The sequence below is a fragment of the Paucibacter sp. KCTC 42545 genome (assembly GCF_001477625.1).
Taxonomy (GTDB): Bacteria; Pseudomonadota; Gammaproteobacteria; order Burkholderiales; family Burkholderiaceae_C; genus Paucibacter_A.
Genome location: NZ_CP013692.1, coordinates 4,804,669 through 4,830,611 on the forward strand (window position 1 = coordinate 4,804,669; position 25,943 = coordinate 4,830,611).

Consider the following 25,943-nt stretch of genomic DNA (forward strand, 5'->3'; position numbering starts at 1 on the left):
CGTTTTTTTGCTGGCGCTGCCTGCCTGGCGCGCAGCGTGCAATGCGCTACGCTTGCGCCAAATTTCAAAGCCAGCACCTGCCGTGAACACAGCGCCCCCCGCCTCTGAATCCCTGCCCGCCGCCTTCGACGCGCGTGCCTGGGTCACGCCCGAAGACCTGAATGTGACGCCCAGCCTGCTGGGCTTGCCCCTGGCCACGCCCAAACAGCGCGCTTTGGCCATGGGCATTGATCTGGCCGTGCTGGTGCCCTTTTCCAATCTGGGCAATTTCTTTTTGCTGCTGGCGATCGGCGCGGGCTTTTTGCTGCTGCTGCGGCATCGCGCTGCGCAGCCCAACCCTGCTGCTGCACCAAAGCGGCGGCCAGTGGGCTTGTGGATCTTGCTGGCCATCAGCCTGAGCCTTGGCCTGCCGCAGGCCTGGGATGATTTGCATGAACCCGCTCCGGTCAAGTACGGCAAAGCGCTGCCGGGCTCAAACGACGGCGATGAAAACGAAGATGCGCCGGCCAGTGGCGCTCAAGTTGCTGCCACTGAGGTGAGTGCTGATCCGGCAGCGCTGGGTGCTTCAACTCCTGGTTCACTCGCTGCTTCGGCTCCAGCGCTGATGGTGCAGCAGCAAGAGCAACAGAAGCAGGCCCAACACATCGCCCGCCTGGAGGCGCAGGTCAAGGCCCAGCAAGCGGAGATTCAGGCACATCACTTTGACCCGCGCGCCGAGTTCAAGCGCATCATCAACGAGGTGGGCCTGAGCTATTTCTGGGCGCTGCTGTACTTCTCCATCCTGCCGGTCTTGTGGCCTGGTCAGACCCTGGGCAAGAAGTTGCTGGGCCTGAAGGTGGTGGAGCTGACCGGCAAGACGCTGACGCCGATGATTTGCTTCAAGCGCTACGGTGGCTACGCTGCCGGTATGGCGACGGGCATGACCGGTTTTGTTCAGCTGTTTTGGGACAGCAACCGGCAGGCGATTCAGGACAAGACGGCACACACGGTGGTGATTGATGCGCGGAGCAGCAAGCGGTTGGCGTTGCCTCAGGTGGCTTGAGGCTTGGTTTGGGCATTGGGTAGGTGTCTGACTAACTGCCGGTTGGCGTGGTTGACGTTGGGTTGCCGGGATTTCGCCCCGGCGGGCGACCTTCTTTCTTGGGCGCCCAAGAAAGAAGGCAAAGAAACCGCCCCGAATGCCTGGCCCCTTCGGGGTCCGCTGCGGTGCTCGACTTTGGCGGGCCGCGCCCAACTCACTGCGCTACGCTCCGTTCAGACAAAGGGCGCGAAGTCAGCCCTTGAAGGCGCTTCGCGCCGCCCGCCAAAGCCTGCGCTCCTCGCCCAGGCAACACGGGGAACCCCACACGGCTCGCTGCGCGTCGCCTCGGTCGAAACCCCAACCCAACCTGAAACCGAAACCAAAGTCGTAGCCGTAGCCGTAGCTGTCGCTGTCGCTGTCGCCGAAGGCATCAGTGCGGCGCGTTTAGCGCGCCGCCCCTCAAGCCGATGCGCAGCGAGGCGTGACTGTCTTCAGTCCCGTTGAGCCTGGGTGAGGAGCGGAAGGTTCGTTGGGCGTCGCGGAGCGACTTCGTCGACTGACTTCGCGCAGCTGTTTGAGCGGAGTGAACGCAGTGAACGAAGCGAGTTCTGCGCGGCCCAACGGACCTGAGCACCGCAACGGACCCCGCAGGGGCCAGGCGTCGGGTCGCCTTCTTTTGCTTACTTTTCTTGGCGAAGCAAGAAAAGTGAGTCGCCCCCGGGGCGAAATCCCGGCTGGGCCTTCGCACTAGCGCCAAATGCGCGAGTACTAGGCAAGCCAGGCTAAGTGCAATGAACTCAACTCGGCAGACGTCTGCCCGCCGACAACTTCAACACTACAAACTCAAAACGCCGGCACCACCGCGCCCTTGTACTTCGTCTCAATGAACTTCTTCACCTCGGCCGATTGCAAGGCCGCGGCCAGCTTCTTGATGCTGTCGCTGTTTTGCTTCTCGGCACGCGTCACCAACACATTGGCGTAAGGCGACTGCGCGCCCTCAATCGCCAGGGCGTCCTTGGCCGGGGTCAGCTTGGCTTCCAGCGCGTAGTTGGTGTTGATCAGGGCCAGATCCACCTGGGGCAGGATGCGGGGCAGGGTGGCGGCTTCGATCTCGCGGAACTTCAGCTTCTTGCTGTTCTCCACGATGTCCTTGGGCGTGGCCAGAATGTTGTTGATGTCCTTCAGCTTGATCACGCCGGCACGCGCCAGCAACACCAGGGCGCGGCCACCGTTGGTGGGGTCATTGGGCAGGGCCACGGTGGCGCCCACGGGCAGGTCGGCCAGGCTCTTGTGCTTGGTCGAGTAGGCGCCGAAAGGCTCCACATGCACGGCAGCCACGGGCACCAAGTTCGTGCCCTTGCCCTTGTTGAACTCGGCCAGATAAGGCTTGTGCTGGAAGAAGTTGGCGTCCAGGCGCTTCTCGGCCACTTGCACATTGGGCTGCACATAGTCGGTGAAGACCTTGATCTCCAGCTCCACGCCTTGCTGAGCCAGGCCGGGCTTGACGAACTCCAGCAGCTCCGCATGCGGCACGGCGGTGGCGGCGATGCTCAGCTTCTCAGCCCAGGCGCTGGCGCCCACGCTCAAGAGGGCGGCGCTCAGAACGGCGGTGAGCAGGGTCGATGGGGTCTTGCGCTTCATGTGGATGTTCCCTTTGGATGTGGGTGAGAGAAAGGAAAAGAGGAAGAGAAAAATGAGCTTGTGGCTCGGGGGAAATTGAATGCTGGGTGTGAAACGGATTGGCCAATCAGCTCAACGGCGATTCAGCCGCCTAACCGCCCAATCCCCCAGCATCTGCAGCAGCTGCACCAAGACCAAGAGCAGGGCCACGGTGACCAGCATCACCTCGGTCTGGAAGCGTTGGTAACCGAAGCGGATGGCCAGGTCACCCAGGCCGCCGCCGCCGATCACGCCTGACATGGCGGTGTAGCCCACCAGGGTGATGGCTGTGACCGTCGCCGCCGACAAAATGCCGGGCAGGGCTTCGGGCAAGAGCGCTTGGGTGACGATCTGGCGCGGGCTGGCGCCCATGGCCTGGCCAGCTTCAACGATGCCGCGATCCACCCCGCGCAAGGCGGCTTCCACCAAGCGGGCGAAGAAGGGCGTGGCCCCCACCACCAGCGGCGGGATGGCGCCGGCCACGCCCAGCGAGGTGCCCGTCACCAGCAAGGTAAAAGGGATCAGCAAAATCAGCAGAATCACAAAGGGTAGCGAGCGCAGCACATTCACCACCAGCGAGAGCAGGCCGTAGGCGCGCGGCGAGTCCAGCAACTGGCCGCGGTCCAGCAGGAACAGCAACACGCCCAGAGGCAGGCCCAGCAGGGCGGTGAAGAGCAGGGCGCCGCCCAGCATCAACAAGGTGTCGACGCTGGCCGTGCCGATTTCGGCCCAGTCCATGGTCAGCAGAATTTCGGTCATGGTTCTTACTTTTTCTTCTTGTTGTCAGGGCAATCAGCGCAGCACTTCAACGCGCACACCGCGCTCGGCCAGCAGGGCTTGCGCGCCGGCTAGGTCACCGCCCGTGACGGCAATCGTCAGCTGACCGTAGGGCGTGCTTTTGATGCGGTCGATGCGGCCATGCAAGATGCCAAAGTCGATGCCGCTGCGCCGCGCCACCTCGCCCAGCAAGGGCTCGTAAGTGCGTTCGCCCTGGAAGGTCAGGCGCAGCAGGCTACCCGGCACATGGGCGTAGTCTTCGTTCAGCTCGTTCTCGTCGATCTTTTCCGCTTCCTGCACAAAGCGGCGCGTCACCGCGTGCTGGGGGTGCAAGAAGACCTCGGCCACCGGGCCGATTTCCACCACCCGCCCGGCCTCCAGCACCGCCACCCGGTCGCAGATGCGGCGCACCACATCCATCTCGTGCGTGATCAGCACAATGGCCAGGCCCAGCTCGCGGTTCAGCTGGGCCAGCAGGTCCAGGATGGCGCGGGTGGTTTGCGGGTCCAGCGCGCTGGTGGCTTCGTCGCACAGCAGCAGCTCCGGGCCGGTGGCCAGGGCGCGGGCAATGCCCACGCGCTGCTTTTGCCCGCCCGAGAGCTGGGCCGGATATTTGTGGCCTTGGTCGGCCAGGCCTACGCGGGCCAGAAGTTCCGCTACACGCGGGGCGATCTGCTCGGCCGGCCAGTGGGCAATGCGCAGCGGCCAGGCGATGTTCTCGGCCACGGTGCGCGAGCCCAGCAGATTGAAGTGCTGAAAAATCATGCCGATGCGCTGGCGGGCGCTGCGCAGATGCGCGTCGTCCAGGCTCAGCAGGTCTTGGCCGGCAACGCGAACGCTGCCGCTGTCGGGCCGCTCCAGCAGATTGAGCACGCGTAGCAAAGTGGATTTGCCCGCGCCCGAGTGGCCGATGATGCCGAACACTTCGCCCGCTTTGACGCTGAGGCTGATGCCGTCCAGCGCGGTGACGACTTGTTTTGCATTGCTGCCGCCGCCTTTTTTGTTGGCGCCGAAGCTTTTATGAATGTCTTGGAGTTCAATCACGGGGGGATGAGTGGGCGTTCAGGTGGGTGGGGCGCCCGACCTTTTTGGGCTAAGGCCGCCATCCTAGTGAAAACCCTCGATTCCCCAAGAATTCATTGGTAATAAGCAAATTCTGGGCGATTGGTGGTGGTGCTTGAGCTTGCTGCGGTGAGGTGGTGCTGGCTCGAAGGCCCAGCCGGGAATTCGCCCCGGCAGGCGACTCACTTTTCTTGCTTCGCCAAGAAAAGTAAGCAAAAGAAGGCGACCCGACGCCTGGCCCCTTCGGGGTCCGTTGCGGTGCTCAGGTTCCTTGGGCCGCGCCCAACTCACTGCGCTACGCTCCGTTCAAACAAAGGGCGCGAAGCCAGCCCTTGAAGTCGCTTCGCGACGCCCAAGAAACCTTCCGCTCCTCACCCAGGCTCAACGGGACTGAATACAGTCACGCCTCGCTGCGCATCGGCTTGAGGGGCGCGCGCTGAACGCGCTGCGCTGATGACTACGGCTACGGTTTCAGCTTGGGTTTGGACTTGGATTTGGACCAAGGCGACGCGCAGCGAGCCGTTTGGGGCTCCCCGTGTTGCCTGGGCGAGGAGCACAGGATTCGACGGGCGGCGCGAAGCGCCTTCAAGGGCTGACTTCGCGCCCTTTGTTTGAACGGAGCGTAGCGCAGTGAGTTGGGCGCGGCCCGGCGAAGCCGAGCACCGCAGCGGACCCCGCAGGGGCCAGGCATTCGGGGCGGCTTCTTTGCCTACTTTCTTGTCCGGACAAGAAAGTAGGTCGCCCGCCGGGGCGAAATCCCGGCAACCCAACGTCGACTCCGCCAACCGGCAGTTAGACCGACAAAAGCAAGACAAAAACCAAGCAGGCAATCGCCGCGTAACGCCCGCCGCGCCAGCCCCCTCCAGCCTTCAAGGCAAGAAGAAATACACCTCCGCGATCAATCCCTCCCGGCATCGATACACCACCGCCACCTGCTGCACACCCTCACCCCGGCCATGCACCCGCTCATGGTCAATCACCGTATCGCCCATCACGATGCGCTGCGTCACTTCCGCCTGCACTTGCGGTGCGGCAAAAGGCCCTTGGCGGTAAAGCTCACGAAAGGCCGCACGCCCCTGCAACTGCGGCTGCAAAGGCAATGGCAGCATGGCCGCGCCGCTCGCCAAGCGCCAAACCCGCACATCCTCGCTGTAGCAGGCCACAAACGCCTCCAGATCCTTCGCGTTGTAGGCCAGCAATTGGGCTTGCGCCAGTTCTTCCGCCGTGCGCACCATCGTCGTCCTGCTCATCCCTTGGGCCTCCATCGATTCACTCATTGAGTCATTCATTCAGTCATTCACTCGCTGTGATACGTGGGCAACTTGGCCCCGCAGTTGCGGCAAAACTTCGAGTCCGGTTGATGCCCCTCGGTCAGGCACTCATGGCAGGAGCGCGTTGTTGTTTTGGGTGGGAACTGAAAGCGCTGGGCGCTCATTTCGGCGGTCACGATGCCGGTCGGCACCGCCAGCACGCCCCAGCCCATCAACATCATCAGCGAGGCAATCGCGCGGCCCAAATCCGACTTGGGCGTCAGGTCGCCATAGCCCACCGTCGTCAGCGTGGTGATGGCCCAGTACACGCCCACCGGGATGCTGGTGAAACCATGCTCCGGCCCCTCCACGATGAACATCACCGTGCCCATGATCAGCACCACCATCAGCACGGCCGACAAGAACACAAAAATCTTGCGCCCGCTGGCTCGCAAGGCCCGGCCCAGGCTGATGTATTCCTGCAGATAAGCCTGCAGCTTGAGGATGCGGAACACCCGCAGCAGGCGCAGCACCCGCACATCCACCAGCGCATACAAGCTGGGCTCAAAAATCGCGAGGTAAGTGGGCAGCACCGCCAGCAAATCCACCAGGCCGTAAAAGCTCAGCGCATAGCGCAGCGGGTGGCGCACACACAGCAGGCGCAAGACGTATTCCGCCGTGAAGGCTGCGGTGAAAAAGTACTCAAAGCCGGTGAGCCAGGGGCCGTAGCGGCCGCGCAAATTGCCCACGCTTTCCAGCATCACCAGGGCCACGCTCAGCAGCACCATCAGGATCAGCGCCAAATCAAAGCGCCGGCCGGCCCGCGTGTCGGCCTCAAAAATGATGGTGTAGCAACGCAGGCGCCAGCCGCTCAGCGGCTTGCCGAATTCAGCGTTGGGTGCAGAGCTGTTGGCTGCAGCGGCTCTGCCTGCGGCGGCCCGAGCGGCCGAAGGCTGGTGCGCCGCAGGGGCGGCGGAAGAGCGAGAAGCGGAGGAGGAGTTTTTGCGCGCCATCCCCCAAGCCTAACTGAGGGCGGCTTGAGTTCAGCCGTCGAGCCGGCGAACAAATTAGGTGCCCTTGTTCTGGACTTCCGGCCACCCGCCACCGCCTCGGCAGCGCTCAGCGTGCGAGGCGCGTCGGCGACGGGTTTCTGCAAAAGCGCATTGCACAGCACCGCCGCTAGAGCGGTTGGGGTCAGGGCCGTTGGGAGCGGTTGGCGCGGTCGAGGTCTGGCCTCAAATTTAAACTTCAACGTAAAGGCCTGACCCCGTTCCGACCTTCCGTCCCTGAAAAGTTCAACGCGCCTGCGCAGGCCGACCCTTGCGGCGCAGGCGCCAGGCTAGGCCCAGGCCCAGGCCGCCGAGCAGCGCCAAGGCTGCGCTTGACGGTTCGGGCACGGCGGCCAACATCGTGCCGTTGAGCACAAAAGGCAGTTCCACGCCGACTTGGCTGCCGGCATCCAGGATGGCGGCGAAGCTGCTGCCGGCCGCCGAATACATGGCATTGCCAAGGCGAGCGTCCGAGGTGGGCGCCGTCCAAGGGCCGGAGCTGAGCGAGCCTGTCATGCTCCAGCGCAACCAGTAGTGCCCAGCGCTCAGGCTCACATCGGCGATGTCGGCGCTGGCGCGGTAAATCGGCCGGGTTTTGTCGGTCAAGTTGCTCTCGGTGACCCGGTAGCCGAGCAGGCCGCCGTTGCTCAGCGCGGTGATGCCGCTGGCGATGACGCTGCCGTTGTTGGCGTCGCCGGCCAGGATGCTCCAGCTGACGTCCTTCAGTGTGAAGGCTGTGGCGTTGTTCTGCAGCGCAAAGAAGTCGATGCTGCTGATCAGCCAGCCCGCGCCAGTGACGGTGAAGTCCTCGGCCAGTGCGTTCTTGGAAGCGGATTTCGCGCTGAAGCTGAAGGTCGCGGCCTTGGCGGCCCTGATCGACAAGCCGTTAGCGTCCACCACCGGGCCGTTGTTGTACAGCTCGGCGGCGCTTGCCCAGCCGGGCGCGGCGCTCATCAAAACAGTGCTGAGGGCCAGCGCGGCTGGGCGGAGGAGGGCGAGTTGCTTCATGCGGTCTGCTGCCAGTCTGTGAGCTTGTGTGTTTGCCTGCTTTGTATGGCCGAACTCAAAACGCGAAGCAAAAGAAAATCACAAGGCTTGCGCTTGTTCGGCGCGCGCAGTATCGCAGCCCGGCAAGTCAGCGTGGGCAGGTCGAAATCAATCCGGTTGGTTGGTAATTATTGGATCGTGGCTTAGGCAACGGCCGCTGCTGTCTTCAACCACATGGATGGTGAAGTTCAGCGTGGCTGCCTTGGAGCAACGGTCGCGCATAAAGACCTGGGTCGCGCTGACCGCCCACAGGTCGGGGAAGTCGGTTGTCGGCTCGCTGAAGACGATGGGTGCTACGGGCTCGAAGCTATAGCCCGGCGTGGCCAGATCAAACTCGATCAGGCCGTTGCTGGTGCCGACGGTGATTTCGGCGGGGACGGTGGTGACCGTGGGTGGGTCGGTGGCGTCGCTGACGTTGACGGTGAAAGTAAAAACCGGTTTGTCGCTAGGTGTTGTCATGTTTTCCCTGTTGGCTGAGCTGAAGAAGTTGGCGCCTTTTGCAGCAGCGTTCGGAGCCGGAGGTAGTCCGGATGCCGATAGCTGGAGGCATCCAGCTTTTCGGCCAATCGGCGCGCTTCTTCAATTGCATTCAAGCGGAAATGGGCCAATGCGGTCACGGCCAGCGCCGGCGCATCTGATTTTGTGACATCTGCACGCAAGCGCTCGACGGCCGTTTGCCAATGCAACTGGGCTTCGGTGACTTCGCTACTGCCCAAAAGCTCGCCCAAGCTCAGCTCGACTCGGGCCAGTATCAGTCGCTGTTCTTTGTTGATCCGAGTACCGGATTGAGCGCGTGCCTTCATATCGGCCAAGTAATTTGTCATCTCTAGGGCTAAGGCATGAGACAGGACTTCGCTTCGCTCGAAATTGGCGCGCAACGCCAGCAGGCGACCTCGCAGATTGCCTTGCCACCTCATCTGCTTGGCGTCGGTGGCCAGCAAGAGCGCAATATCGGTCTTGAGTTGGTTCAGCAAGGGGGTCAGGTCTTGCCCACCACGGGCCAGGCGGATCTCGGCCAAGCCTAGACGCAAGGAACAGAGTCGTTCCAATGAGTCAAGATTGCTCGTGTCTGCCGCAGTCAGCTGCTCGAGTTGTGCGACCGCCTTCTCGGATTCCAGCTGGGCAGCGTCGTTGTTCCCCGTAAAGAAAAGGGAACGGCTGACGTCATGATGAGCATTGGCCTCTAGGTCTTTCAACTTGTGGTCTTGATCGCGGTTGGGAATGCCGCCCAGCACCGCCAGCTTGTTCTGGTCGGCCGCAAGGGCTTCGGCGTAGCTTCCCAGGTATTGATGCGCCCGGGAGATCCAGCCCAGCGTTGCAATCTGGTTCCCCCGCAATTCAGTTTGCGTCGGGGCCAGTTGCTCATAGACAAGCAAAGCTTTTTGAAAGTTTTGCAATGCCGACTGAGCCTGACCAGCCTGTAGCTGCAAGACTCCCAGGTTGACCCCCGCATGTGCTCGCTCGGCCAGCCAATCAGGTTTGCCCGCCGCCAGCGGCCCCAGCTGCTCGGCCAATTCGAGGTAGCGCTTGAATTGTTTTTCTGCCTCGTCCGTCTGACCCTGCCGCCAAGCCGCCTCCCCAAGCCAGAACACGCTCTGCGCATGGTCATAAATGCGCTGGCCGTCTTTGGGCGCGCGCTGCAGCAGTTCGGCGGTGCTGCCGGCGGCCGCGTCATACATGCGGCTGGCTTCGTCGAGCTTGCCGCGCTGCTGGGCAATCTGGCCCATCAGGTGCAACGCTCGGGCGCGCTGGCCCAGCGCGTCGGCGTCCAGGCGGCCGGCTTGTTGGGCGGCGTAATAGCCCAGCGCCTTTTCGCCCACGGCATCCAGCACATCCAGCCGGCCCACCGGCTCCAGCTTTTTGCGCAGATCGCCGAGCATGAATTCGATCAGGCCCTCGGCCTGGGCGCGTTGCGCTTGCGCCTCCTGGCCCTGGCGCAGCGCCACGCCGATGCTGGTGCTGAGCGTGAGCAGGCCCAGGGCGCCGGCCGCCACGGCGACGCGATGACGGCGCACAAACTTGGACAGGATGTAGGCGGCACTGTCGGGCCTGGCGCTGATGGGTTCATGCGCCAGCCAGCGGCGCAGTTCCTCGCTCAGGGCGGCGGCATTGGCATAACGCTCGGCGGGCACTTTTTTGAGCGCCTTGGCGACGATGGTGTCCAGGTCGCCGCGCAGTTCGCGGGCGGCTCTCTTTTTGCTGAGGTCTTGCGCTTTGCCTTCCGCACTCTTGCCGCGCACGGCGTCGGAGAGTTTTTTGGGTTCCACCTCGACGATGCCGCGCATGCGCTCCAGCGGGGTGGTGTTGGCGTCGTTGTCGTTGCTGGCGGTGGGGTGGCGGCCGCTGAGCAGCAGGTAAAGCAGCACGCCCAGGGCATAGACGTCGGTGGCGGTGGTGACTTCGCTGCCTTGCACTTGCTCGGGCGCGGCGTAGCGGGGCGTGAAGGCGCGGCCGGCTTGCTGGGTGAGTTCGGAGGCGGCGCCGGCACTGGTGGCTGAACCCGTACCTGCACCCCCAGCAGCCGCGCCCGCCTCGTCGCCGGCTTCCAGCAGCTTGGCGATGCCGAAGTCCAGCAGCTTGACCTCGCCGTTAGCGGTCACGAGGATGTTGGACGGTTTCAGGTCGCGGTGCAGGATCAGCCGCGTGTGGGCGTGGGCCACGGCGGCCAGCACATCGCGAAACAGCAGCACGCGGGCGCGGGTGTCCAGGCCACGGCTGTCGCAGTATTGGTCGATGGGCTGGCCGGCGATGTATTCCAGCACCAGATAGGGCGCTTTGCTCTCGGCGGCCAGGCCAGCGTCCAGCAAGCGGGCGATGTGCGGGTGGGCCAGGCGGGCGAGGATTTGCCCTTCGCGGGCGAAGCGGCCGGCGTCCCCCGGGCCGACCAGGCCGGCCGAGAGGAATTTGATTGCCACCTCGCCCTCGAAGCGCCCGTCGGTGCGCCGCGCCAGCCACACCGCGCCCATGCCGCCGTGGCCAATCTCGCGCACCAGGGTGTAGGCGCCCACCAGTTGGCCGGCGGCCAGGGCGTGTGCAGCCAGGCCGAGCAAGGGGGTGGCCAGATAGTCGGCCGCCTCTTGTTTGGCTTGGCGGGCCAGCAGCTCGGCCAGGTCGGCGGCCAGCTCGGGGTCCTGGCGGTGCAGGGCCATCAGGCGGCTGGCGCGGGCGCTGAGATCCAGGTCCAGCAATTCGTCCAGCAGGGGGCTGAGCTCGGGCCAGCGGGCTTTGTTGATGATGCGCTTGGCTTGACTCATCGGGGGCAATTCACTCTTGCAGGGCGAGGGAGAGAAACAGCCGGGCTTTTTGCCAGTCGCGCTGCACGGTGCGTTCGGTCAGGCCCAGGGCCTCGGCGATTTCGGTCTCCAGCAGGCCGCCGAAGTAGCGCATCTCCACCACCTGGGCCAGGCGGGGCTCCAGCGCGGCCAATTCGTCCAGGGCTTCATGCACGCGCAGGATTTCGTCGTCGCGCTGCTGGGGCAGCTCGGCATGGGCGGTGTTGAGGGTGATGTGGGTTTGCCCGCCGCCACGGCGCTCGGCGCTGGCGGCGCGCACCAGGTCGATGACGATGTGGTGCATGGTTTTGGCGGCGTAGGCCAGGAAGTGGCGGCGGTCGGCAAAGTCCAGCCCGGCTTGGGCTTGCAGGCGCAGATAGGTTTCGTGCACCAGGCCGGTGGCGTCCAGCAGGGTCAGCTCGCCCGATTTGTGCAGGCGGCTGCGCGCCAGGCGCTGCATCTCGCCATACAAAAGGCTGAGCGCGCGCTCGCCCGCCTGGGTGTCGCCCGCGGCGGCGGCTTGCAGCATCTGGGTGATGTCGCTGGCGCTGGTGTTCACGTGGTCCTCAATCCCTCGGTGTCCGTCTGTCTGACTGTTTGTTTATCTGATTCTTGCCTCGGCACCGTGGGGCCGGGGTGGCGGCTGCGGGTGACGTGGGGGCAGGTCTTGCCCGGGCGGCGTGGCGCCTTTGCCCTCACTCTAGCGCCTGGCTTGCAGGGGCGGCAGTGCCGGCTAAAAAATTTTGCAATTCGGATGTCGGGTTTGTCGGCGGCAATCCGTTTTAAGCAATGAGGGCATGTTTGCGTGGCAAGGTCTGGGGAGGCCTGCATGGAGAACGCACTGCGCAGACATGGCCTCAATCCATTGCAGAACAAACGAAACCACGAGTTCGCCGCGCATGTTTCAGCCTACCGACAACGCCATTGCCTCTGCCGCCTCCGCTGCACGTTTGAGCTTGGTGGCAACGCCCGCGCCAGCCGGCGCACGCAAGCGCCCGGGCCGGCCGGAGGTTCTGAGCGTGGCGGACGAGGCGGGCTTGCTGAAACTGCTGCAGCGCGAAATGGTGGCCAGCCGCCGCTGCGGCGCCGAGCCGGCTTTGCTGTTGATCACCATTCAGGGCTTGAGCAGCCACGGCCAGCAACTCGTCACCCCAGCGCATTTGAACGGCGCGCGCCACGCCCTGGGCGAGCGCCTGCGCGGCCGGGTGCGCAGCCATGATGTGGTGGTGCGCCTGGACGCCAGCCAGTACGCGGTGATCCTGGGCAATATGGCCCAGGCCCGGCCCGAAGTGGTGCAGCAGCGCTTGCAGCAACAGCTGGCGGGCACGTACGAGATTGACGGCCAATGCGTCAGCCTGAGCCTGCGCATGGCCAGCGCCTGCGGCGAGCGCCAACGCCTGAGCGCTGCGGAGTTGCTGGCGCTGGCGCAGGGCCGCTTGCAGGGCCAGTAGTCGGCAGCCCGGCCTTTGCTGGGCGAGCAGCGTGCGCTTGGCGCGAAAAACTGGCGGGCGCAGTGCTGCGCAAGCTGCTTTGATCGCCAGTGAATCGACTAAGCTTGCGGGCTGCGAAAACAATAAACAGCCCCATGTTCAAGCTCAAAATTTCATTCGTCCTGCTGGCCAGCAGCGCCCTTCTGGGTTGCGCGTCCGGCGGCAAACCAGCTCTGCAGGCCACCAGCGCCGATAAGGCCCCGCTGATCGCCAAGGCGGGCCAGGATGTGGCGCCGCCCAAGCTGGTCGTCTTCATGGTGGTGGACGGTTTGCCGATGCGCCAGGTGCTGAACTACCGCGACCAGCTGCAGCCCGATGGCTTCAAGCGCTTTCTCGACCGTGGCACCTGGTTTGCCAATGCCCATTACGGCCATGGCCACACCGTTACGGCGGCTGGCCACGCGGTGATGTTGACAGGCGCTTACCCGCAGCGCACCAGCATCATCAGCAATGAGTGGCGCGACCCCAAGACGGGCGAGATGGTCTATTGCACCCAGGACGCGGCGCACACCTACATCGGCAACAAGACCGCCCCGTTGGCAGGCACCAGCCCACGCAATCTGCGCGCCGAGACGGTGGGCGATGTGCTGCGCGGCGTGGACCCTGCGGCCAAGGTGATTGCCGTCTCCGGCAAAGACCGCGGCGCCATCCTGCCGGCCGGCCACAAGGGCACGGCCTATATGTATATGAGTGAGACGGGCCAGTTCGCCTCGAGCACTTACTACATGCCCGCCCACCCGCAGTGGGTCAAGGACTTCAACGCCGCCAAGCCCGCCGACGCTTTCTTCGGCAAGGCCTGGGCGCCGCTGCTGCCCGAAGCGGCCTATGCCCGCTCGGTGCCGGATGGCCAGTTCTGGCAAGTCAACTCGGGCAATGGCAACAAGCTGCCGGCCATCTTGGGTGATAAGCACGAGAAGCCCGGCCCCTTGTTCTACGCCAATATCTTGCCCTCACCTTTTGGTGACGAGCTGACCCTGGCCTTTGCCCGCGCCGCCATCGAAGGCGAGGGCCTGGGCGGCGGTGTGCGCGCCAAGACCGATATCTTGTCGGTCAGCCTGTCCAGCCATGACTATGTGAACCACGCTTTCGGGCCGGAGTCGCGCCTCTCGCACGACCATTTCCTGCATCTGGACCGCTATCTGCAAGGCTTTTTCCAGTATCTGGACGCCAAGGTCGGCGCCGGCAACTATGTGGCCGTGCTGACCGCCGACCACGGCTTTGCCGACACGCCCGAGTGGGCCAAGTCGCAGGGCCGTGATGCGGACCGGGTCAACCCGGCGCAGGTGCTGTCTTGGGTGAATAGCGGTTTGGTGAAGAAGTTCGGCGAGGGCCGCTGGGCCACCGCCTTCTCGGCCGCGGGCATTTTGTTCGACGACAAGCTGATCGCCGCCAAGGGCGTGAAGCCCGCCGATGTCTACGAAGAAACCAAGACTTTGCTGCTGCAGATGAAGGGTGTGGCCGATGTCTTCACGCTGGCGCAGCTGCAGGGCACGGACACGCAGACGCCTTATCTGGAAGCCATGCGCAAGTCCTGGCACCCGGATGTGGCCGCGCCGGTGCAAATCGTGGTCAAGCCGGGTTGGTTGTTCGGCTCCCGCGTCGGCGGCAGCTCGCATGGCACGCCGTATGAGTACGACACCCATGTGCCCATCCTGAGCTGGGGCCCGGCCTGGGTGGGCCGTGGCGAGGTGAAAACGCCGGTGGAAGTGGCTGACATTGCGCCGACCTTGGCGAACATCTTGCATGTACGCTCGCCCGCGCAAGCGCAGGGTCGGGTCTTGCCCCTGCCCAAACCCGCCGTCGCTGCAGAACTGAAGTAAGTCTGCTGGCTTCGCCCTGCCAGGGCGGGATTGCCCCCCTTGGCTGCGCTACTCCAGGCTGAGCATGGGGTAGCGGGCGATGGTGGTCGCCATCGCCCCGTCGCGCCGCATGGCGTCGAAAGCGTGTTGCAGCTTGTGCCGCAGTGCCGGCTCGGAGGCCAAATTCAGCGCCATCGACGAGGCTGTTTCGCGCAGCTTCAAGACCGGCTCAAGATCGGCAAAGTTATAGCCATATTGCTTGAGCATGGCCGGGGCCAGCACTCGGCTGATGGCCAGCAGCTCGACCCGGTCGGAGAATAGGCGCCGCAGGGCGATGCCGTAGTCGGTGCTGCGGTCGAGGTGCTGTTCGCTGTCCAGCCCCAGGGAAAGCATTTCGCGCTCAGAGATGTCGCCCATCACCACCGCCGTGCGGTATTGGCGCAGGTCCTGCACGCTGCTCACGTTGACATCCGGCCTGGCCTTGCGCCGGTACACCATGCCGTGGCGCTTGGAGATGGGGCCCAGCCAGTAGAAGGCTTTCTCACGCTCGGGCAGGCGCACGATGGTGGGGATCAGCACGGCAGAGTCGCCCCGCGCCTTGGCCATCACCCGCTGCCAAGACGAAAACTCGAACTTGGGGCTCAGCTCGGCCCGCCGCAACATCTCGCGCACCAGCTCCACCGCGTAGCCGGCGGGCTCGCCTTGCGCATCGCGGAAGGAAAAGGGCGGCAATTCCTCCAGCATCACGCTCAGGCTGGGCTCGCTGTCGGCCGCCTTGGCTTCCCCGCGAGCTGCCACCACCGCCATGCCCGCCGTCGCGGCCAACAAGTGGCGCCGCGTCAGGCTCGGCTGCGCCCAGCCGTGATCGGTGTTGCCAAGTGGCGGATTTAAGCGGGCGGGGTCTGACATGGCGCAAGTGCTTGTCGAATCTGAAGGGCCTTGTCGTCAACGGTCACATGAAGACTGCAAGAATGCCTGCATGAGCGCACGAAATCAATCTTTGGGCGAAGAGATTGCCAACGCCATCAGTCATGGCCTTGGCTTTTTGCTGGCCGTGGCGTCTTTGCCCATTCTCAGCATTGCCGCGGCGCGGCAGGGCGAAACACGCCATGTGGTGGCGGCCTGTGTGTTCTCGCTCACCATGATGCTGCTGTATCTGGTGTCCACGCTGTTTCACGCCATGCCGGAGGGCCGCGCCAAGCTGTGGCTGAACCGGCTGGATCACGCCGCCATTTATTTATTCATCGCCGGCAGCTACACCCCCTTCGCCCTGGGCGTTCTGCATGGGGCCTGGGGCTGGACGCTGTTTGGCCTGGTGTGGGGATTTGCCGGCCTGGGCGTGACGGCCAAGCTGTTCAACCGCCTGCGCCACCCGCTCTGGTCAACCGGGCTGTATGTGGCGATGGGCTGGCTGGTGATCTTCGCCCTGGGGCCGTTGACGGCGCGCATGGCCGCCGCTGGCTTGGCCTGGTTGGTGGCGGGCGGCTTGGCCTACACCTTGGGCGCCATCGTGTTCTTGCTGGATGGCCGCATCCGCTATGGCCATTTCATCTGGCACTTGTTTGTGCTGGCCGGCAGCGGCTGCCATTTCTTCGCCGCGCTCTGGTACGCGGTTTAGCACGCAGGATTTAGCGCGCCCTCATTCGGCCAGCACGTAGCGATTGCGGCCGGCCAGTTTGGCGCCGTAGAGCGCCGCATCGGCGCGGCACAGCAGGGTTTCGGTGTTTTCGCCCCAGCTGGCTTGCGCCAAGCCGACCGAGCAGTGGTAACCCAGCTCGGGATGATCGGGCAGGGGCCGGGCCTTGCGCACCCGCTCCAGCAAGCGCTCGATGATGGCTTGGGCCTGCGGCAGACCGGCAGCGGGCAGGATCAGCAAAAACTCATCACCGCCGAGGCGGGCGCAGCCGTCCTCGCGGCGGCTGCCGGCCTGGAGCTGGCGGGCGAAGTCGATCAAGGCCAGATCCCCGGCCGCGTGGCCGAGGCTGTCGTTGATCTGCTTGAAGTCGTCCAGATCGAGCAGGGCGACGCAGAGCGGCCAGGGTTCGCTGTCCAGCAAGGCCTGGTCCAGCAGATGCAGGCCGTGGCGGCGGTTGCTCAGGCCGGTCAGCGCGTCGGTATTGGCGGCGGCCAGGGCTTTGACATGGGCTTGGCGCAGGGCGCGGCCTTCTTGGCGCAGATTGCTGATATCGCTGGCGACGCACAGCATCCAGCCCTGTTGCTGAATGCTTTCGGTCATCCAGATCCAGCGCCCGTCGCACAGATCGGCCTCGAAGGCGCGGTGCGCTGTCTTGCCGCGGCGGGAATGCACGCCCGCGATCCAGGCCTCGATGTCTTGGGTTTCGATGAAGGCGCCGCGCCGGTGGGCGTAGTTGTCACGCATCATGTCGGACCAGCTCAACCTCCCGTCGGGCTGCACGGCATAAGCGGCGCGAAACGCGCGGTTGGCATAGCGCAGCACATCCTGCGCATCAAACAGCGCCACCAGCAAGGGACTTTCTTCATGCATGCCGAGCAAGATGCCGGCCAATTCATCCTGCACTTGCAGGCCTTGCATGTCGCTCATCGACACCTCCAGAGAATGGCTCTATTCTGAGCCAATCAGAGGCGGCCGGCGGGAAAGTCTGCGGGCTGGCGCGCCTCAGCGGCGGCTGATCTCGCCCGAGCCGCTGACGTTTTGTTTGAGCACCGGGCGCCCGGCGTAGCTCAAGTCGCCCGAGCCCTGCAAGGTGGCGTCGAGGTTTTGCGTTACGCCCAGGCTCAAATCGCCCGAGCCGCTCAGCTGGGCTTTGGCACTGCTGCCGTTGAGACTGCGCGCATCCACATCGCCCGAACCCTGCAGCAGCCAGTTCTGCCGCTCGGCCCGGCCGGCCACCGTGCAGTCGCCTGAGCCGGACAGCTTGGCGTCGAGCTCGTTCACATCCAGCAAGCCGATGCGCAAGTCCCCTGAGCCGTTCAGGCTCAGGCTGAGCTTGTCGCTCTTGAACTTGTCGATGGCGATATCGCCGGAGCCGCTGGACACCAGGGCTTGTAGGTTTTTGCTGTCCACCCACACGGTGGGGGCATAGCGGGTACTGAAGCCCGTGCCGGGCAGCAAACGCAGGATCAGGGTGTCGTCTTCAACGCGGGTGTCGATCAGAGGCTCGATATTGTCATCGGCCGAGACGCGGGCGGCGTCGCTGCTGGCCTGGCTGAGGCGCACATTCATCGGGCCTTCGAGCCGCAGCTTGCTGAAGGGGCGCAGGGCGCGCGCCTTCTCGACGATGACGCCCGAGCCCTTGATGCGCTTGCCGGCGGGGCCGTAGTCCGTCGGGCCGCTGAAACTGGCCGTCCAGCTATTGCCGTGGTTCTTGATGCGCAATTCCCAGTCATTGCTGTCGGCGGCTTGGCTGAGCCCAGTGAATGCGAGCAGGGCTGTGGCAGCGATCAGTTTGAACTTGGGCATGGCGGCTCCTTGGCGTGGCATTTGGCAATCGATGGCGCCGTTGAAGGCACCAGCAAAGGGTAAGAATTGCCCGCAGTGTGGTGTTGACCATGCCGCCGCACCAAGCGAGACGCGACAGGCCGCACAATCCGCGGCATAGACGGTAGCGCCGCTGGGCGTTGAATAGAACAGCACAAGGAGCCCAAGATGAAGTGGGAAGGTCAGCGCGAGAGCGAGAACGTCCAGGATTTGCGGGGCAGCAGTGGTGGCGGCGGCGGCGGGGGCGGTGGCTTTGGTGGTGGCCGCGGCATCGGATTGGGCGGCATCGTCATCGCTTTGCTGGCCTCCTGGGCCTTTGGCATTAATCCCATGACGGTTCTGGGCTTGCTCAATGGCGGCGGCGCGCCGCAGTCCGCGCCCGCAGTCCAACATGCGCCTGGGGCCAAGCCGCAAGATGTCGGCGCGCGCTTTGTCAGCGTAGTGCTGGCCGACACCGAAGATGTGTGGGGCAGCTATTTCGCCGCTCAACAGCAGCAGTACGCGCCGCCCAAATTGGGCTTGTTTCGCGGCAGCTACAAGACCGCCTGCGGCATGGGTGAGTCGGCCATGGGCCCGTTTTACTGCCCGGCCGATCGCACGGTCTATATCGATCTGGCGTTCTACGACACCTTGCGCTCCCGTTTGGGCGCGCCGGGCGACTTCGCCCAAGCCTATGTGATTGCTCACGAAGTTGGTCACCACTTACAAAATTTGCAAGGCACGACCGAAAAACTGGATCGCGCCCGCCAGCGAGTTTCCGAGCGTGACTACAACGCATTGAGCGTTCGCCTGGAGTTGCAGGCGGATTGCTATGCCGGTGTTTGGGCCAAGCTCTCGCAGCAAAGCAAGGGCTGGTTGGAGCAGGGCGACATTGAGGAAGCGCTCAATGCCGCCGCCCAAATTGGCGATGACAAATTGCAGCGCCAGGCGCAAGGCCGGGTCGTGCCCGAAAGCTTCACCCACGGCAGCAGCGAGCAGCGCGTGCGCTGGTTCAAGACCGGCTTGGCGGCGGGTGAGCTGAAGGCTTGCAACACCCTTGGCGCCGGTGCTGTTTGAGCTTTGCCCCGGGAGAATTCCCGAATTGCCGAAATATCGCCTCAATTCAAGGGACACCACCCGTTCAAGGGGGTGGCGCGCGATGGCGGCAGCGTGCGTTGTGTGGAACACTCCTTCCAAAGTCTCACCGCTCGACTCTAGTCCTCTTGCGCTAGGTCAGGTACCGATAAGCCGCAGGGAGAAATTGTCATGAACCAGCATCAACAACAGCCGCTAGATTCAGGCCAAGAGCCCGCCATGCCCCAAGTCGCAGCCACAGCTGCGTCTCGCCTGGAAGCTCGTCGGCGCCTGCTCAAGGGTGGTCTGGCGCTGGCGCCTGTGGCCATGACCGTGACCAGCCGGCCAGTGCTGGGCGCTAATCTCGAATGCCATGGCCCGACGGGTTTTCAGTCGGCCAATGTCAGCCGGGCTGTGGGTAAGACGGTTGATGCGGCCTGCGGCACGCGCAAACGCCCGGCGGACTGGGCGGTCGCGGGAACTCCTTACCCAACAGGCTTCACCTCCGGAACGGTGTTCGCCACCTATTTCCCGAACAGTGGTTTCACCACCGGCACAACGTTCGGCGGCGTTCTGACGATGGCGGTAGGCGGTTCAGTGCGCATTCAAATCGCCCAATTGGTGGTCGCGGCGATTCTGAATTCGGTCACCACAACCGTGCCTTCGCGGGCGCAGATCATTGCGCTTTGGAATGGTCACGTGAACAAGAACTACAGCCCCTCTGGTGAATCGCCTTGGGATGATGCCAAGATCATCAAGTACCTGAACTACACCATGGGTGTGGTCGTCAGCTTCTGATTTCAAGCGACGAAGTTCAGGGTCGGGCGTGCCGGGGGCACAAATACACCAATGGCGGGTGCTGAATTCGGCATCCTTGCACATGCGCCTGCTTGATGAGCAGCAGCTGGTGTTCAATGAGCTGACGGGCGACACCCATTTGCTCTCCTTCAGCGGCCAGGAATTGCTGAGCGTTCTGGCTCAATCCTCCCCCCAAGCCTGGACCAGCGCGGCCTTGAGCCAGGCGCTGCTGGGGGAAAGTGATGCTGCGCTGGAGGCGCGCATCACGCAAAACCTGAACTACCTCGAGCAGCTTGGCTTGATCGAGCAATCGCCCTCGTGAGACTGGCGCAACTGCAGGCTGCGGCCCTGAGATCAGCCCTGCGCGGCGAGGGCTTGTTGATTCGCACCGGCCCGGTGCTGGTGCGCATCCGCTCCCAGCTCGACAGCGTGGCCGACGCGCTGGCCACGCTCTATGCCGATCAAACCCTGGGCACGGCCGAGGAATTTTGCGATTTCGACACCCGCATTGACGCGGTGGACGGCCTGCGCCACTGGTTGCGGCCACAGGCGCAGTTCTCGTTTGAAGGCATTCGGCCCTTCAAGCCCATGGCCTTGCCGCATGCCTCGGCCATGCTGGAATGGGGCTTGAACTGGTGTGTGTCCGGGCACTGCCACCAATACATCATCATTCACGCAGCGGTGGTCGAGCGCGGTGGCCGCGCCATGGTGCTGCCGGCGCCGCCTGGCTCGGGCAAGAGCACTTTGTGCGCCGGGCTGGTGAATCGAGGCTGGCGTTTGCTGTCGGATGAGCTGACCTTGATCGACCCGCAAACCGGCGAGCTGGTGCCGCTGGCCCGACCCGTTAGCTTGAAGAACCGTTCCATCGAGGTCATCAAGGCCTTTGCGCCGCAGGCCGTGTTCGGCCCGCTGACGCGGGACACGGTCAAGGGCACGGTCGCGCATATGAAGCCGCCGGCCGACAGCGTCTTGCGCAATACCGAGCGCGCCCGGCTGGCCTGGGTGGTGTTCCCGCGCTATGTGGCTGGCAGCCCGGTGACGCCCAAGCCTTTGCCCCGCGCCGAGGCCATGATGGCCCTGGTGGACAACGCCTTCAATTACCACTTGCATGGCCGCCAGGGCTTTGAGACCTTGGTGGACCGCGTGGCCGCCTCGCATTGCCTGCGCTTTGAGTACTGCGATCTGGAGCAGGCCTGCCAATTCTTCACCCAGCTGGCGGATGCTGCGGAGGTGTCGCCATGAGCCTAGGCACGAGCTTGCTGGTGCAAGCCCTGGCGCGTCCACAAGACTGCCTGAGCTGGACGCTGCGCCAATGGGAGTTGCTGCTGCAGCAAGGCCGGCGCGCCAATCTGCTGGGCCGCTTGGAGGTTGCCTTTGAGCGCGCCGGTGTGCTGGCCCAGTTGCCGCCCGGCCCGCAAAAGCATTTCGATTCGGTGCGCCGCGTGGCCGACAGCCAGCGCCGTGCCGTGCGCTGGGAGGCCCGCAAGATCGCGCAGGCCTTGCAAGATCTCAAAATGCCGGTGGTGGTGCTCAAGGGCGCGGCCTATGCGTTGAGCGAACTGCCGCTGGCGCAGGGGCGTTTGTTCTCGGATGTGGACATTCTGGTGCCGCGGGACCGCCTGCCCGGTGTCGAGGCATCCTTGATGGCCGAAGGCTGGCAGACCGGTCACCATGATGCCTACGACCAGCGCTACTACCGGGAATGGATGCACGAGATCCCGCCGCTGCAGCATGTGCAGCGCGAGACGGTGATCGATGTGCACCACAACATCTTGCCGCTGAGTGGGCGCATTCAGGTCGATGCGGCCAAGCTCTTGGCGAATGCCCAGCCGATTGCCGCTTGGCCGGGGCTGTACCGCCTGGCCGATGTGGACATGGTCTTGCATAGCGCCTGCCATCTTTTCCTCGACGGCGAGTTCGACAAGGGCTTGCGTGACCTGCTGGATCTGGACGGCCTGCTGCGCCACTTTGGCAGCGAACCCGCCTTCTGGCCCGCACTCAGCGCGCGCGCTTTTGAACTGGGCCTGGCCCGGGTGCTGTTCTACGCCCTGCGCTACACCGGCCTGGTGCTGCACACGCCCATGCCCGAGATCAGCGCGGCCTTGCGCCAGGCCGGCCCGTCGACTGGCGTGTTGAAGCTGATGGACGCGGTTTTCCTGCGTGCCCTGCAGCCCGATCACCCCAGCTGCGAGGACGCCTGGACCGGCAGCGCGCGGCGCTTTTTGTACCTGCGCGCGCATTGGATGCGCATGCCCTTGGGGCTGCTGCTGCCGCATCTGCTGCGCAAGGCGCTGCGGCGCGAGCCCGAAGACGAGGCGACGCCGGCGGCACCGGCCGCCTAACCGTTCGGTCCTGCGGCCCGCTCGCTCGGCCCCTCGCATCGCGTATGCTTTGCGCATGAAGCCACGCAACAAACCTTTCGCCATGATTCGCGAGTTCCATCTCGCCGACTGGTTCACCCTGGGCAATGCCTGCGCCGGCATGGGCGCCCTGTTTTCGGTGATGTCCTATCTACAGACCGGCCAGATCCTGCACATCTACTACGCCTGCGCCTTGATCCCGGTGGCCTTTGTCTTCGATGTGCTGGACGGACGCATCGCGCGCTGGCGCCAGCAGCAGTCGGTGCTGGGGCGCGAGCTGGACTCCTTGGCCGACGTCATCTCCTTCGGCGTGGCGCCCGCGGCCATCGCTTATGCCTGCGGCATGCAGGGCTTGTACGACCGCATCATCCTGGTCTTCTTCGTGGCCTGCGGCGTTTCGCGCCTGGCCCGCTTCAATATCACCGCCGAAGCACTCAGCGAAGGCGGCAGCAAGGTCAAGTATTTCGAGGGCACACCCATCCCCACCTCTTTGCTGCTGGTGATCGTGCTGGCCGTGGCCGCCATGCAAGGCGCCATTGGCGAGCAGATGTGGGGCGGCAAGCTGGACCTGTTCGGTTTTTACTTGCACCCGCTGGCGCTGATGTACGCGGTGTCGGGCTCGTTGATGGTGAGCCGGATACGGATCCCCAAAATCTGAGACTTGCGTTCGCGGTTCTTTCCCCGACTGACTCAGCCGCTCAAGTCAAGCTCAGCCGCACCCCCGCCGCCCCGGCCGCACTCAGGTAGAAGCGCGCCGGGCCCAGCAGATGCATGTGCTGGCCGGCCTGAATGAACACATCCTCCGGCTTGCCCTGTTCGGTCAGCCACAGGCAGCCATGGCTGACGCGCACGGTGCGCGATTGCCAGGCGCGCAACGGCAGTGCCAGCGGCGCCTGGGCGGCAGCAAGATGAAGCTCGGCTTGGCGCTGTGAACCTGGCAGCGTGGCGGCGGAATGCGCATCGGTTCTGAGTAGGGTGTTCATGGCCGCAAGCTTGGGCCCTGCGCGCCGGCGGCAACAGAGGCACAGCTACCCTAAGCGGACAAGCACAGGCGGGCGTTTTGGCGGCACTGTGTTGGCTGGCTTTGCCCTCATCTGTATTGCTTGTAACCGCGGTGTACCGTACAGAATCGGACCATGACCGATTCAAACCGCACCGAGCCGCTCTATCTTCAAATTGCCGACCGGCTGGCGCGCTCCATCCGCGCGGGCACCTTGGCGCGTGGTGAGCGCATGCCCTCGGTGCGGGACTTGGCGCGCCAAGAAGGCGTGTCGCAATCCACCGTCGTGCAGGCCTATCACTGGCTGGAAGATGCGCGGCTGATCCACGCCAAGCCGCGCTCGGGCTACTTCGTGCAGAGCCGCCCCGAGCCTTTGCCTGAGCCCAAGGCCTCACGCCCCAGCGGGCGCTGCTGCTCGGTGCGGGTGGGCGATTTAGGCCGCGAGGTGCTGAACCTGGCCGCGCAGCAAAACATGGTCTCCTTCGGCGCGGCCTGCCCGGGGCCGGAGATGTTCGACCAAGAACGCGTGCGCCGCGCCCTGACCCGGGTGGTGACGCGCCAGCGTGATCTGCTCTGCACCTACCCGCTGGGTTCGGGCCGCGAAGAGGCTCGGCGCGCCGTGGCCCGGCATGGCCTGAGCCTGGGCTGCGTGCTGCATGCCGACGACATCGTCATGACCAATGGCTGCATGGAGTCCATCACCCTGTGCCTGAAGACGGTCACTCAACCCGGCGATGTGGTGGCGCTGGAGTCGCCCACTTACTTCGGCTTTCTGGAGATTCTGCAAAGCTTGCATCTGCGTGCGCTGGAGATTCCCACCCACCCGCGCCACGGCATCTCGGTGGACGCGCTGCAGCTGGCGCTGGAGACACAAGACGTCAAGGCCGTGCTGGTGGTGCCCACGCTGTCCAACCCGCTGGGCGCTTGCATGCCGGTGCTGGAACGCAAGCGCCTGGCTCAGCTGGTGGCCGCGCATGACATCGCCTTGATCGAGGATGTGATCTACAACGACCTGGCAGAGCAAGATGACAAGCGCCGCGCCGTCAAGTCCTTTGACACGACCGGCCATGTGATGCTGTGCGGCTCCTTCAACAAAACCCTGGCGCCGGGCCTGCGCCTGGGTTGGGTGGAGGCGGGGCGCTGGTCCGCGCCGCTACGCAAGATCAAGGACGTGCAGTCGGGCGCGCAAACCGCTGTGCTGGAGGTGGCGCTGGCCGATCTGCTGAGTCAGGCCGGCAACGAAGCGGCGCTGCGCCAGATGCGCGCTAGCATCGCCGCGCGGGTGGACGAGGCGCGTGGCTTGATCGCCCAGAGCTTCCCCAAGGGCACCCGCGTCACCGACCCGGCTGGAGGCTATATCCTGTGGGTGGAGTTGCCCGGTGGCCTGGATGCGGTAGCGCTTTACGAGGCCTGCCTGGCCGAAAACATCTGCATCGCACCCGGCCAGATGTTCAGCGTCAGTCCGCGCTTTCGCTCCTTTATTCGCCTGGGCGTGGGCGGCCGTTGGGGGCCGGAGCACCCGGCCGCGCTGCGCCGCATCGGCGCCCTGGTTCAGGCCTTGCTCGACGCGCCGGGCTTGGTGGCGGCCTGAGGCTTGATGCGCAGCGCCCACCACACGCCACTCACCAGCAGGGCGATGCCCAGCAAGGTCAAGGCGGCGGGTGCCTGGCCGCTGAGCGTGAAGGCATAGGCCAGTGCGGACAGGGTTTCGAACACAATCAGCTGCCCGACGATATTGGTGGGCAGGCGCTGGCTGGCCTCGTTCCAGCACAGGGTGCCCACCCAGGAGGCAAACAGGCCCACGGCCAGCATCAAGCCGACAAAAGCCCACGGCCGCGGACCCAGCGGCAAGCTGAAGTCCGCCGGCAAGGGTGGCAGCCCGGCGCTGTGCAGGCCCAGCAGCAGCGCGCCGCCCAGCAAAGACATGGGCAAGGTCACCAGGCCCTGGGCGGTGGCCCAGACGCGCGGGCTGCGGTCCGCATGCGCGCGCAGCCAATCGGCATTGCGGATCGGGTACCAAGTCCAGCAGGCCACGGCGGCCACCGCCAGCAGAGCACCTTCCAGGTAATGCTGAAAATTGGCCTGCGGCTTGGCGGCGAGTTGGCTCAACTCGGTCTGATTGACGCAGGCAATGCCCAGCGCGATCAAGGCCAACGAGGGCGCCAGCCGGGCCCAGGGCAGCAGGCCGTCGCGCGCGCGATTGCGCCGGTTGGAGATAACGGCGATCACCACCGGCAGGGTGCCGATGATGACGGTAGGCAGCGGCCCGCCGGCGCGCTGAATCGCGGCCGCCAGGCATAGGTAGTAAAGGAAATTGCCGATCGCGCTGAGCTTGCAGGCCTCCAGCCAATCAGCGGCTTTGAGCTCGCGCAGGGCCGCGCGATCCATCAAGGCCAGCGGCAAGGCGATCAGGCCAAAGGCCAGGTAGCGGCCCACCACCAGCATCGCGGCCGGATAGTCCGGCAAGAGCAGGGGCGCCACAAACACCAGGCCCCACATCAGGCCGGCGCCCAGGGCAAACAAGAATCCTATCCACATGGGCGCAGTGTGCCTTGGCTCAGCGGCGTCTTCGCCTCTTGGGATGGGGAAGTTTTGCGCGGGCCCAAAAAGAGAAACCGGACATCACGATGGCGATGCCCGGTTCTCGGCTCGGCTGGCTTGTCCTGGCAAACGCCGGACTGGCTGGCACAGGGTCCCTTGCGGGCTCCTCCCCCTGTTGTCTGAGCTCGCATTGTCCGAAATCGGTATGACAGTGGTGCTGTGGTTTGCCCTTGATCGTGTGACGCGTGGGCGCTATGCGAACAAATTGGGGCTTGTTCGTGACTAGCCTGGCGGCGGCAGGCGGG

General features: G+C 64.6%; 25 protein-coding genes. 11 read left to right on the forward strand and 14 right to left on the reverse strand.

Annotation, left to right across the window (positions count from 1 at the left end; all coding sequences use genetic code 11):
- The first annotated feature begins 82 nt into the window (after positions 1-82).
- A complete protein-coding gene (locus AT984_RS20575; protein WP_058721703.1) occupies positions 83-1,042 on the forward strand; it encodes an RDD family protein in 960 nt (319 codons plus the stop codon).
- A gap of 822 nt (positions 1,043-1,864) precedes the next feature.
- Here the strand turns inward: AT984_RS20575 and AT984_RS20580 are convergent.
- The 9 genes from AT984_RS20580 to AT984_RS20620 form a co-directional block, all read right to left on the reverse strand.
- Positions 1,865-2,662, reverse strand: a complete 798-nt coding sequence (locus tag AT984_RS20580) for a MetQ/NlpA family ABC transporter substrate-binding protein (RefSeq protein WP_058721704.1) — start codon at positions 2,660-2,662, stop codon at positions 1,865-1,867.
- Between the two features lie 111 nt (positions 2,663-2,773).
- Positions 2,774-3,439 (reverse strand): methionine ABC transporter permease, encoded by a 666-nt coding sequence (locus tag AT984_RS20585; protein ID WP_058721705.1) that lies wholly within the window; start codon positions 3,437-3,439, stop codon positions 2,774-2,776.
- A gap of 33 nt (positions 3,440-3,472) precedes the next feature.
- On the reverse strand, positions 3,473-4,501 hold the full coding sequence (locus tag AT984_RS20590) for a methionine ABC transporter ATP-binding protein (RefSeq protein WP_058721706.1): 1,029 nt from the start codon (positions 4,499-4,501) through the stop codon (positions 3,473-3,475).
- A gap of 887 nt (positions 4,502-5,388) precedes the next feature.
- A complete protein-coding gene (locus tag AT984_RS20595) occupies positions 5,389-5,769 on the reverse strand; it encodes a nuclear transport factor 2 family protein (protein ID WP_197418190.1) in 381 nt (126 codons plus the stop codon).
- 47 nt (positions 5,770-5,816) lie between these two features.
- Positions 5,817-6,782 carry an ion transporter gene (locus AT984_RS20600; RefSeq protein WP_082680223.1) on the reverse strand — a complete coding sequence of 322 codons (966 nt, stop codon included), beginning with the start codon at positions 6,780-6,782 and terminating at the stop codon, positions 5,817-5,819.
- A gap of 282 nt (positions 6,783-7,064) precedes the next feature.
- A complete protein-coding gene (locus tag AT984_RS20605; RefSeq protein ID WP_082680224.1) occupies positions 7,065-7,826 on the reverse strand; it encodes a PEP-CTERM sorting domain-containing protein in 762 nt (253 codons plus the stop codon).
- Between the two features lie 147 nt (positions 7,827-7,973).
- Positions 7,974-8,324: a hypothetical protein gene (locus AT984_RS20610; protein WP_058721708.1), complete on the reverse strand. Its 351-nt coding sequence runs from the start codon at positions 8,322-8,324 to the stop codon at positions 7,974-7,976.
- Entirely contained in the window at positions 8,321-11,119 is a 2,799-nt protein-coding gene (locus AT984_RS20615) for a protein kinase domain-containing protein (protein WP_058721709.1), read from the reverse strand. The genes AT984_RS20610 and AT984_RS20615 overlap by 4 nt, the downstream gene beginning before the upstream one ends.
- A gap of 10 nt (positions 11,120-11,129) precedes the next feature.
- Entirely contained in the window at positions 11,130-11,696 is a 567-nt protein-coding gene (locus AT984_RS20620) for an ECF-type sigma factor (RefSeq protein WP_197418191.1), read from the reverse strand.
- A gap of 340 nt (positions 11,697-12,036) precedes the next feature.
- Between AT984_RS20620 and AT984_RS20625 the strand changes: the two genes are divergently transcribed.
- Both AT984_RS20625 and AT984_RS20630 read left to right on the forward strand, forming a co-directional pair.
- Positions 12,037-12,588 carry a diguanylate cyclase gene (locus tag AT984_RS20625; protein ID WP_058721710.1) on the forward strand — a complete coding sequence of 184 codons (552 nt, stop codon included), beginning with the start codon at positions 12,037-12,039 and terminating at the stop codon, positions 12,586-12,588.
- 134 nt (positions 12,589-12,722) lie between these two features.
- Complete coding sequence (locus AT984_RS20630; RefSeq protein WP_058721711.1) at positions 12,723-14,447, forward strand: alkaline phosphatase family protein; 1,725 nt, start codon at positions 12,723-12,725, stop codon at positions 14,445-14,447.
- 48 nt (positions 14,448-14,495) lie between these two features.
- On the opposite strand, the gene AT984_RS20635 is transcribed toward AT984_RS20630, so the two are convergent.
- The gene (locus AT984_RS20635; RefSeq protein WP_058721712.1) at positions 14,496-15,335 is read right to left on the reverse strand and encodes a substrate-binding periplasmic protein; all 840 of its coding nucleotides are present in this window, start codon (positions 15,333-15,335) and stop codon (positions 14,496-14,498) included.
- A 70-nt stretch (positions 15,336-15,405) separates the two neighbouring features.
- Here AT984_RS20635 and trhA point away from each other — a divergent pair, with 70 nt between their 5' ends.
- A complete protein-coding gene (gene trhA / locus AT984_RS20640) occupies positions 15,406-16,044 on the forward strand; it encodes a PAQR family membrane homeostasis protein TrhA (RefSeq protein ID WP_058721713.1) in 639 nt (212 codons plus the stop codon).
- Positions 16,045-16,065: 21 nt separating this feature from the next.
- On the opposite strand, the gene AT984_RS20645 is transcribed toward trhA, so the two are convergent.
- Complete coding sequence (locus tag AT984_RS20645) at positions 16,066-16,989, reverse strand: GGDEF domain-containing protein (protein WP_197418192.1); 924 nt, start codon at positions 16,987-16,989, stop codon at positions 16,066-16,068.
- A 75-nt stretch (positions 16,990-17,064) separates the two neighbouring features.
- Positions 17,065-17,868 carry a head GIN domain-containing protein gene (locus tag AT984_RS20650; protein ID WP_197418193.1) on the reverse strand — a complete coding sequence of 268 codons (804 nt, stop codon included), beginning with the start codon at positions 17,866-17,868 and terminating at the stop codon, positions 17,065-17,067.
- Positions 17,869-18,054: 186 nt separating this feature from the next.
- Here AT984_RS20650 and ypfJ point away from each other — a divergent pair, with 186 nt between their 5' ends.
- The 6 genes from ypfJ to pssA all read left to right on the forward strand — a co-directional run bounded on the left by ypfJ (position 18,055) and on the right by pssA (position 22,755).
- Positions 18,055-18,942, forward strand: coding sequence for a KPN_02809 family neutral zinc metallopeptidase (gene ypfJ / locus AT984_RS20655; protein WP_058721715.1), 888 nt, complete (start codon positions 18,055-18,057; stop codon positions 18,940-18,942).
- A gap of 237 nt (positions 18,943-19,179) precedes the next feature.
- On the forward strand, positions 19,180-19,737 hold the full coding sequence (locus tag AT984_RS20660) for a hypothetical protein (RefSeq protein ID WP_231741479.1): 558 nt from the start codon (positions 19,180-19,182) through the stop codon (positions 19,735-19,737).
- An 82-nt stretch (positions 19,738-19,819) separates the two neighbouring features.
- Entirely contained in the window at positions 19,820-20,059 is a 240-nt protein-coding gene (locus AT984_RS20665) for an HPr-rel-A system PqqD family peptide chaperone (protein ID WP_058721717.1), read from the forward strand.
- The gene (locus tag AT984_RS20670; RefSeq protein ID WP_058721718.1) at positions 20,056-20,979 is read left to right on the forward strand and encodes an HprK-related kinase A; all 924 of its coding nucleotides are present in this window, start codon (positions 20,056-20,058) and stop codon (positions 20,977-20,979) included. The genes AT984_RS20665 and AT984_RS20670 overlap by 4 nt, the downstream gene beginning before the upstream one ends.
- The gene (locus AT984_RS20675; protein ID WP_058721719.1) at positions 20,976-22,079 is read left to right on the forward strand and encodes a nucleotidyltransferase domain-containing protein; all 1,104 of its coding nucleotides are present in this window, start codon (positions 20,976-20,978) and stop codon (positions 22,077-22,079) included. The genes AT984_RS20670 and AT984_RS20675 overlap by 4 nt, the downstream gene beginning before the upstream one ends.
- 55 nt (positions 22,080-22,134) lie before the next feature.
- On the forward strand, positions 22,135-22,755 hold the full coding sequence (gene pssA, locus AT984_RS20680; protein WP_058721720.1) for a CDP-diacylglycerol--serine O-phosphatidyltransferase: 621 nt from the start codon (positions 22,135-22,137) through the stop codon (positions 22,753-22,755).
- Between the two features lie 40 nt (positions 22,756-22,795).
- On the opposite strand, the gene AT984_RS20685 is transcribed toward pssA, so the two are convergent.
- Positions 22,796-23,080: a DUF2917 domain-containing protein gene (locus tag AT984_RS20685; protein WP_058721721.1), complete on the reverse strand. Its 285-nt coding sequence runs from the start codon at positions 23,078-23,080 to the stop codon at positions 22,796-22,798.
- Positions 23,081-23,233: 153 nt separating this feature from the next.
- Between AT984_RS20685 and AT984_RS20690 the strand changes: the two genes are divergently transcribed.
- Positions 23,234-24,688: an aminotransferase-like domain-containing protein gene (locus tag AT984_RS20690; protein WP_058721722.1), complete on the forward strand. Its 1,455-nt coding sequence runs from the start codon at positions 23,234-23,236 to the stop codon at positions 24,686-24,688.
- Here the strand turns inward: AT984_RS20690 and AT984_RS20695 are convergent.
- On the reverse strand, positions 24,649-25,635 hold the full coding sequence (locus tag AT984_RS20695) for a DMT family transporter (protein WP_058721723.1): 987 nt from the start codon (positions 25,633-25,635) through the stop codon (positions 24,649-24,651). The two genes, AT984_RS20690 and AT984_RS20695, sit on opposite strands and share 40 nt — an antisense overlap.
- Positions 25,636-25,943 lie beyond the last annotated feature (308 nt).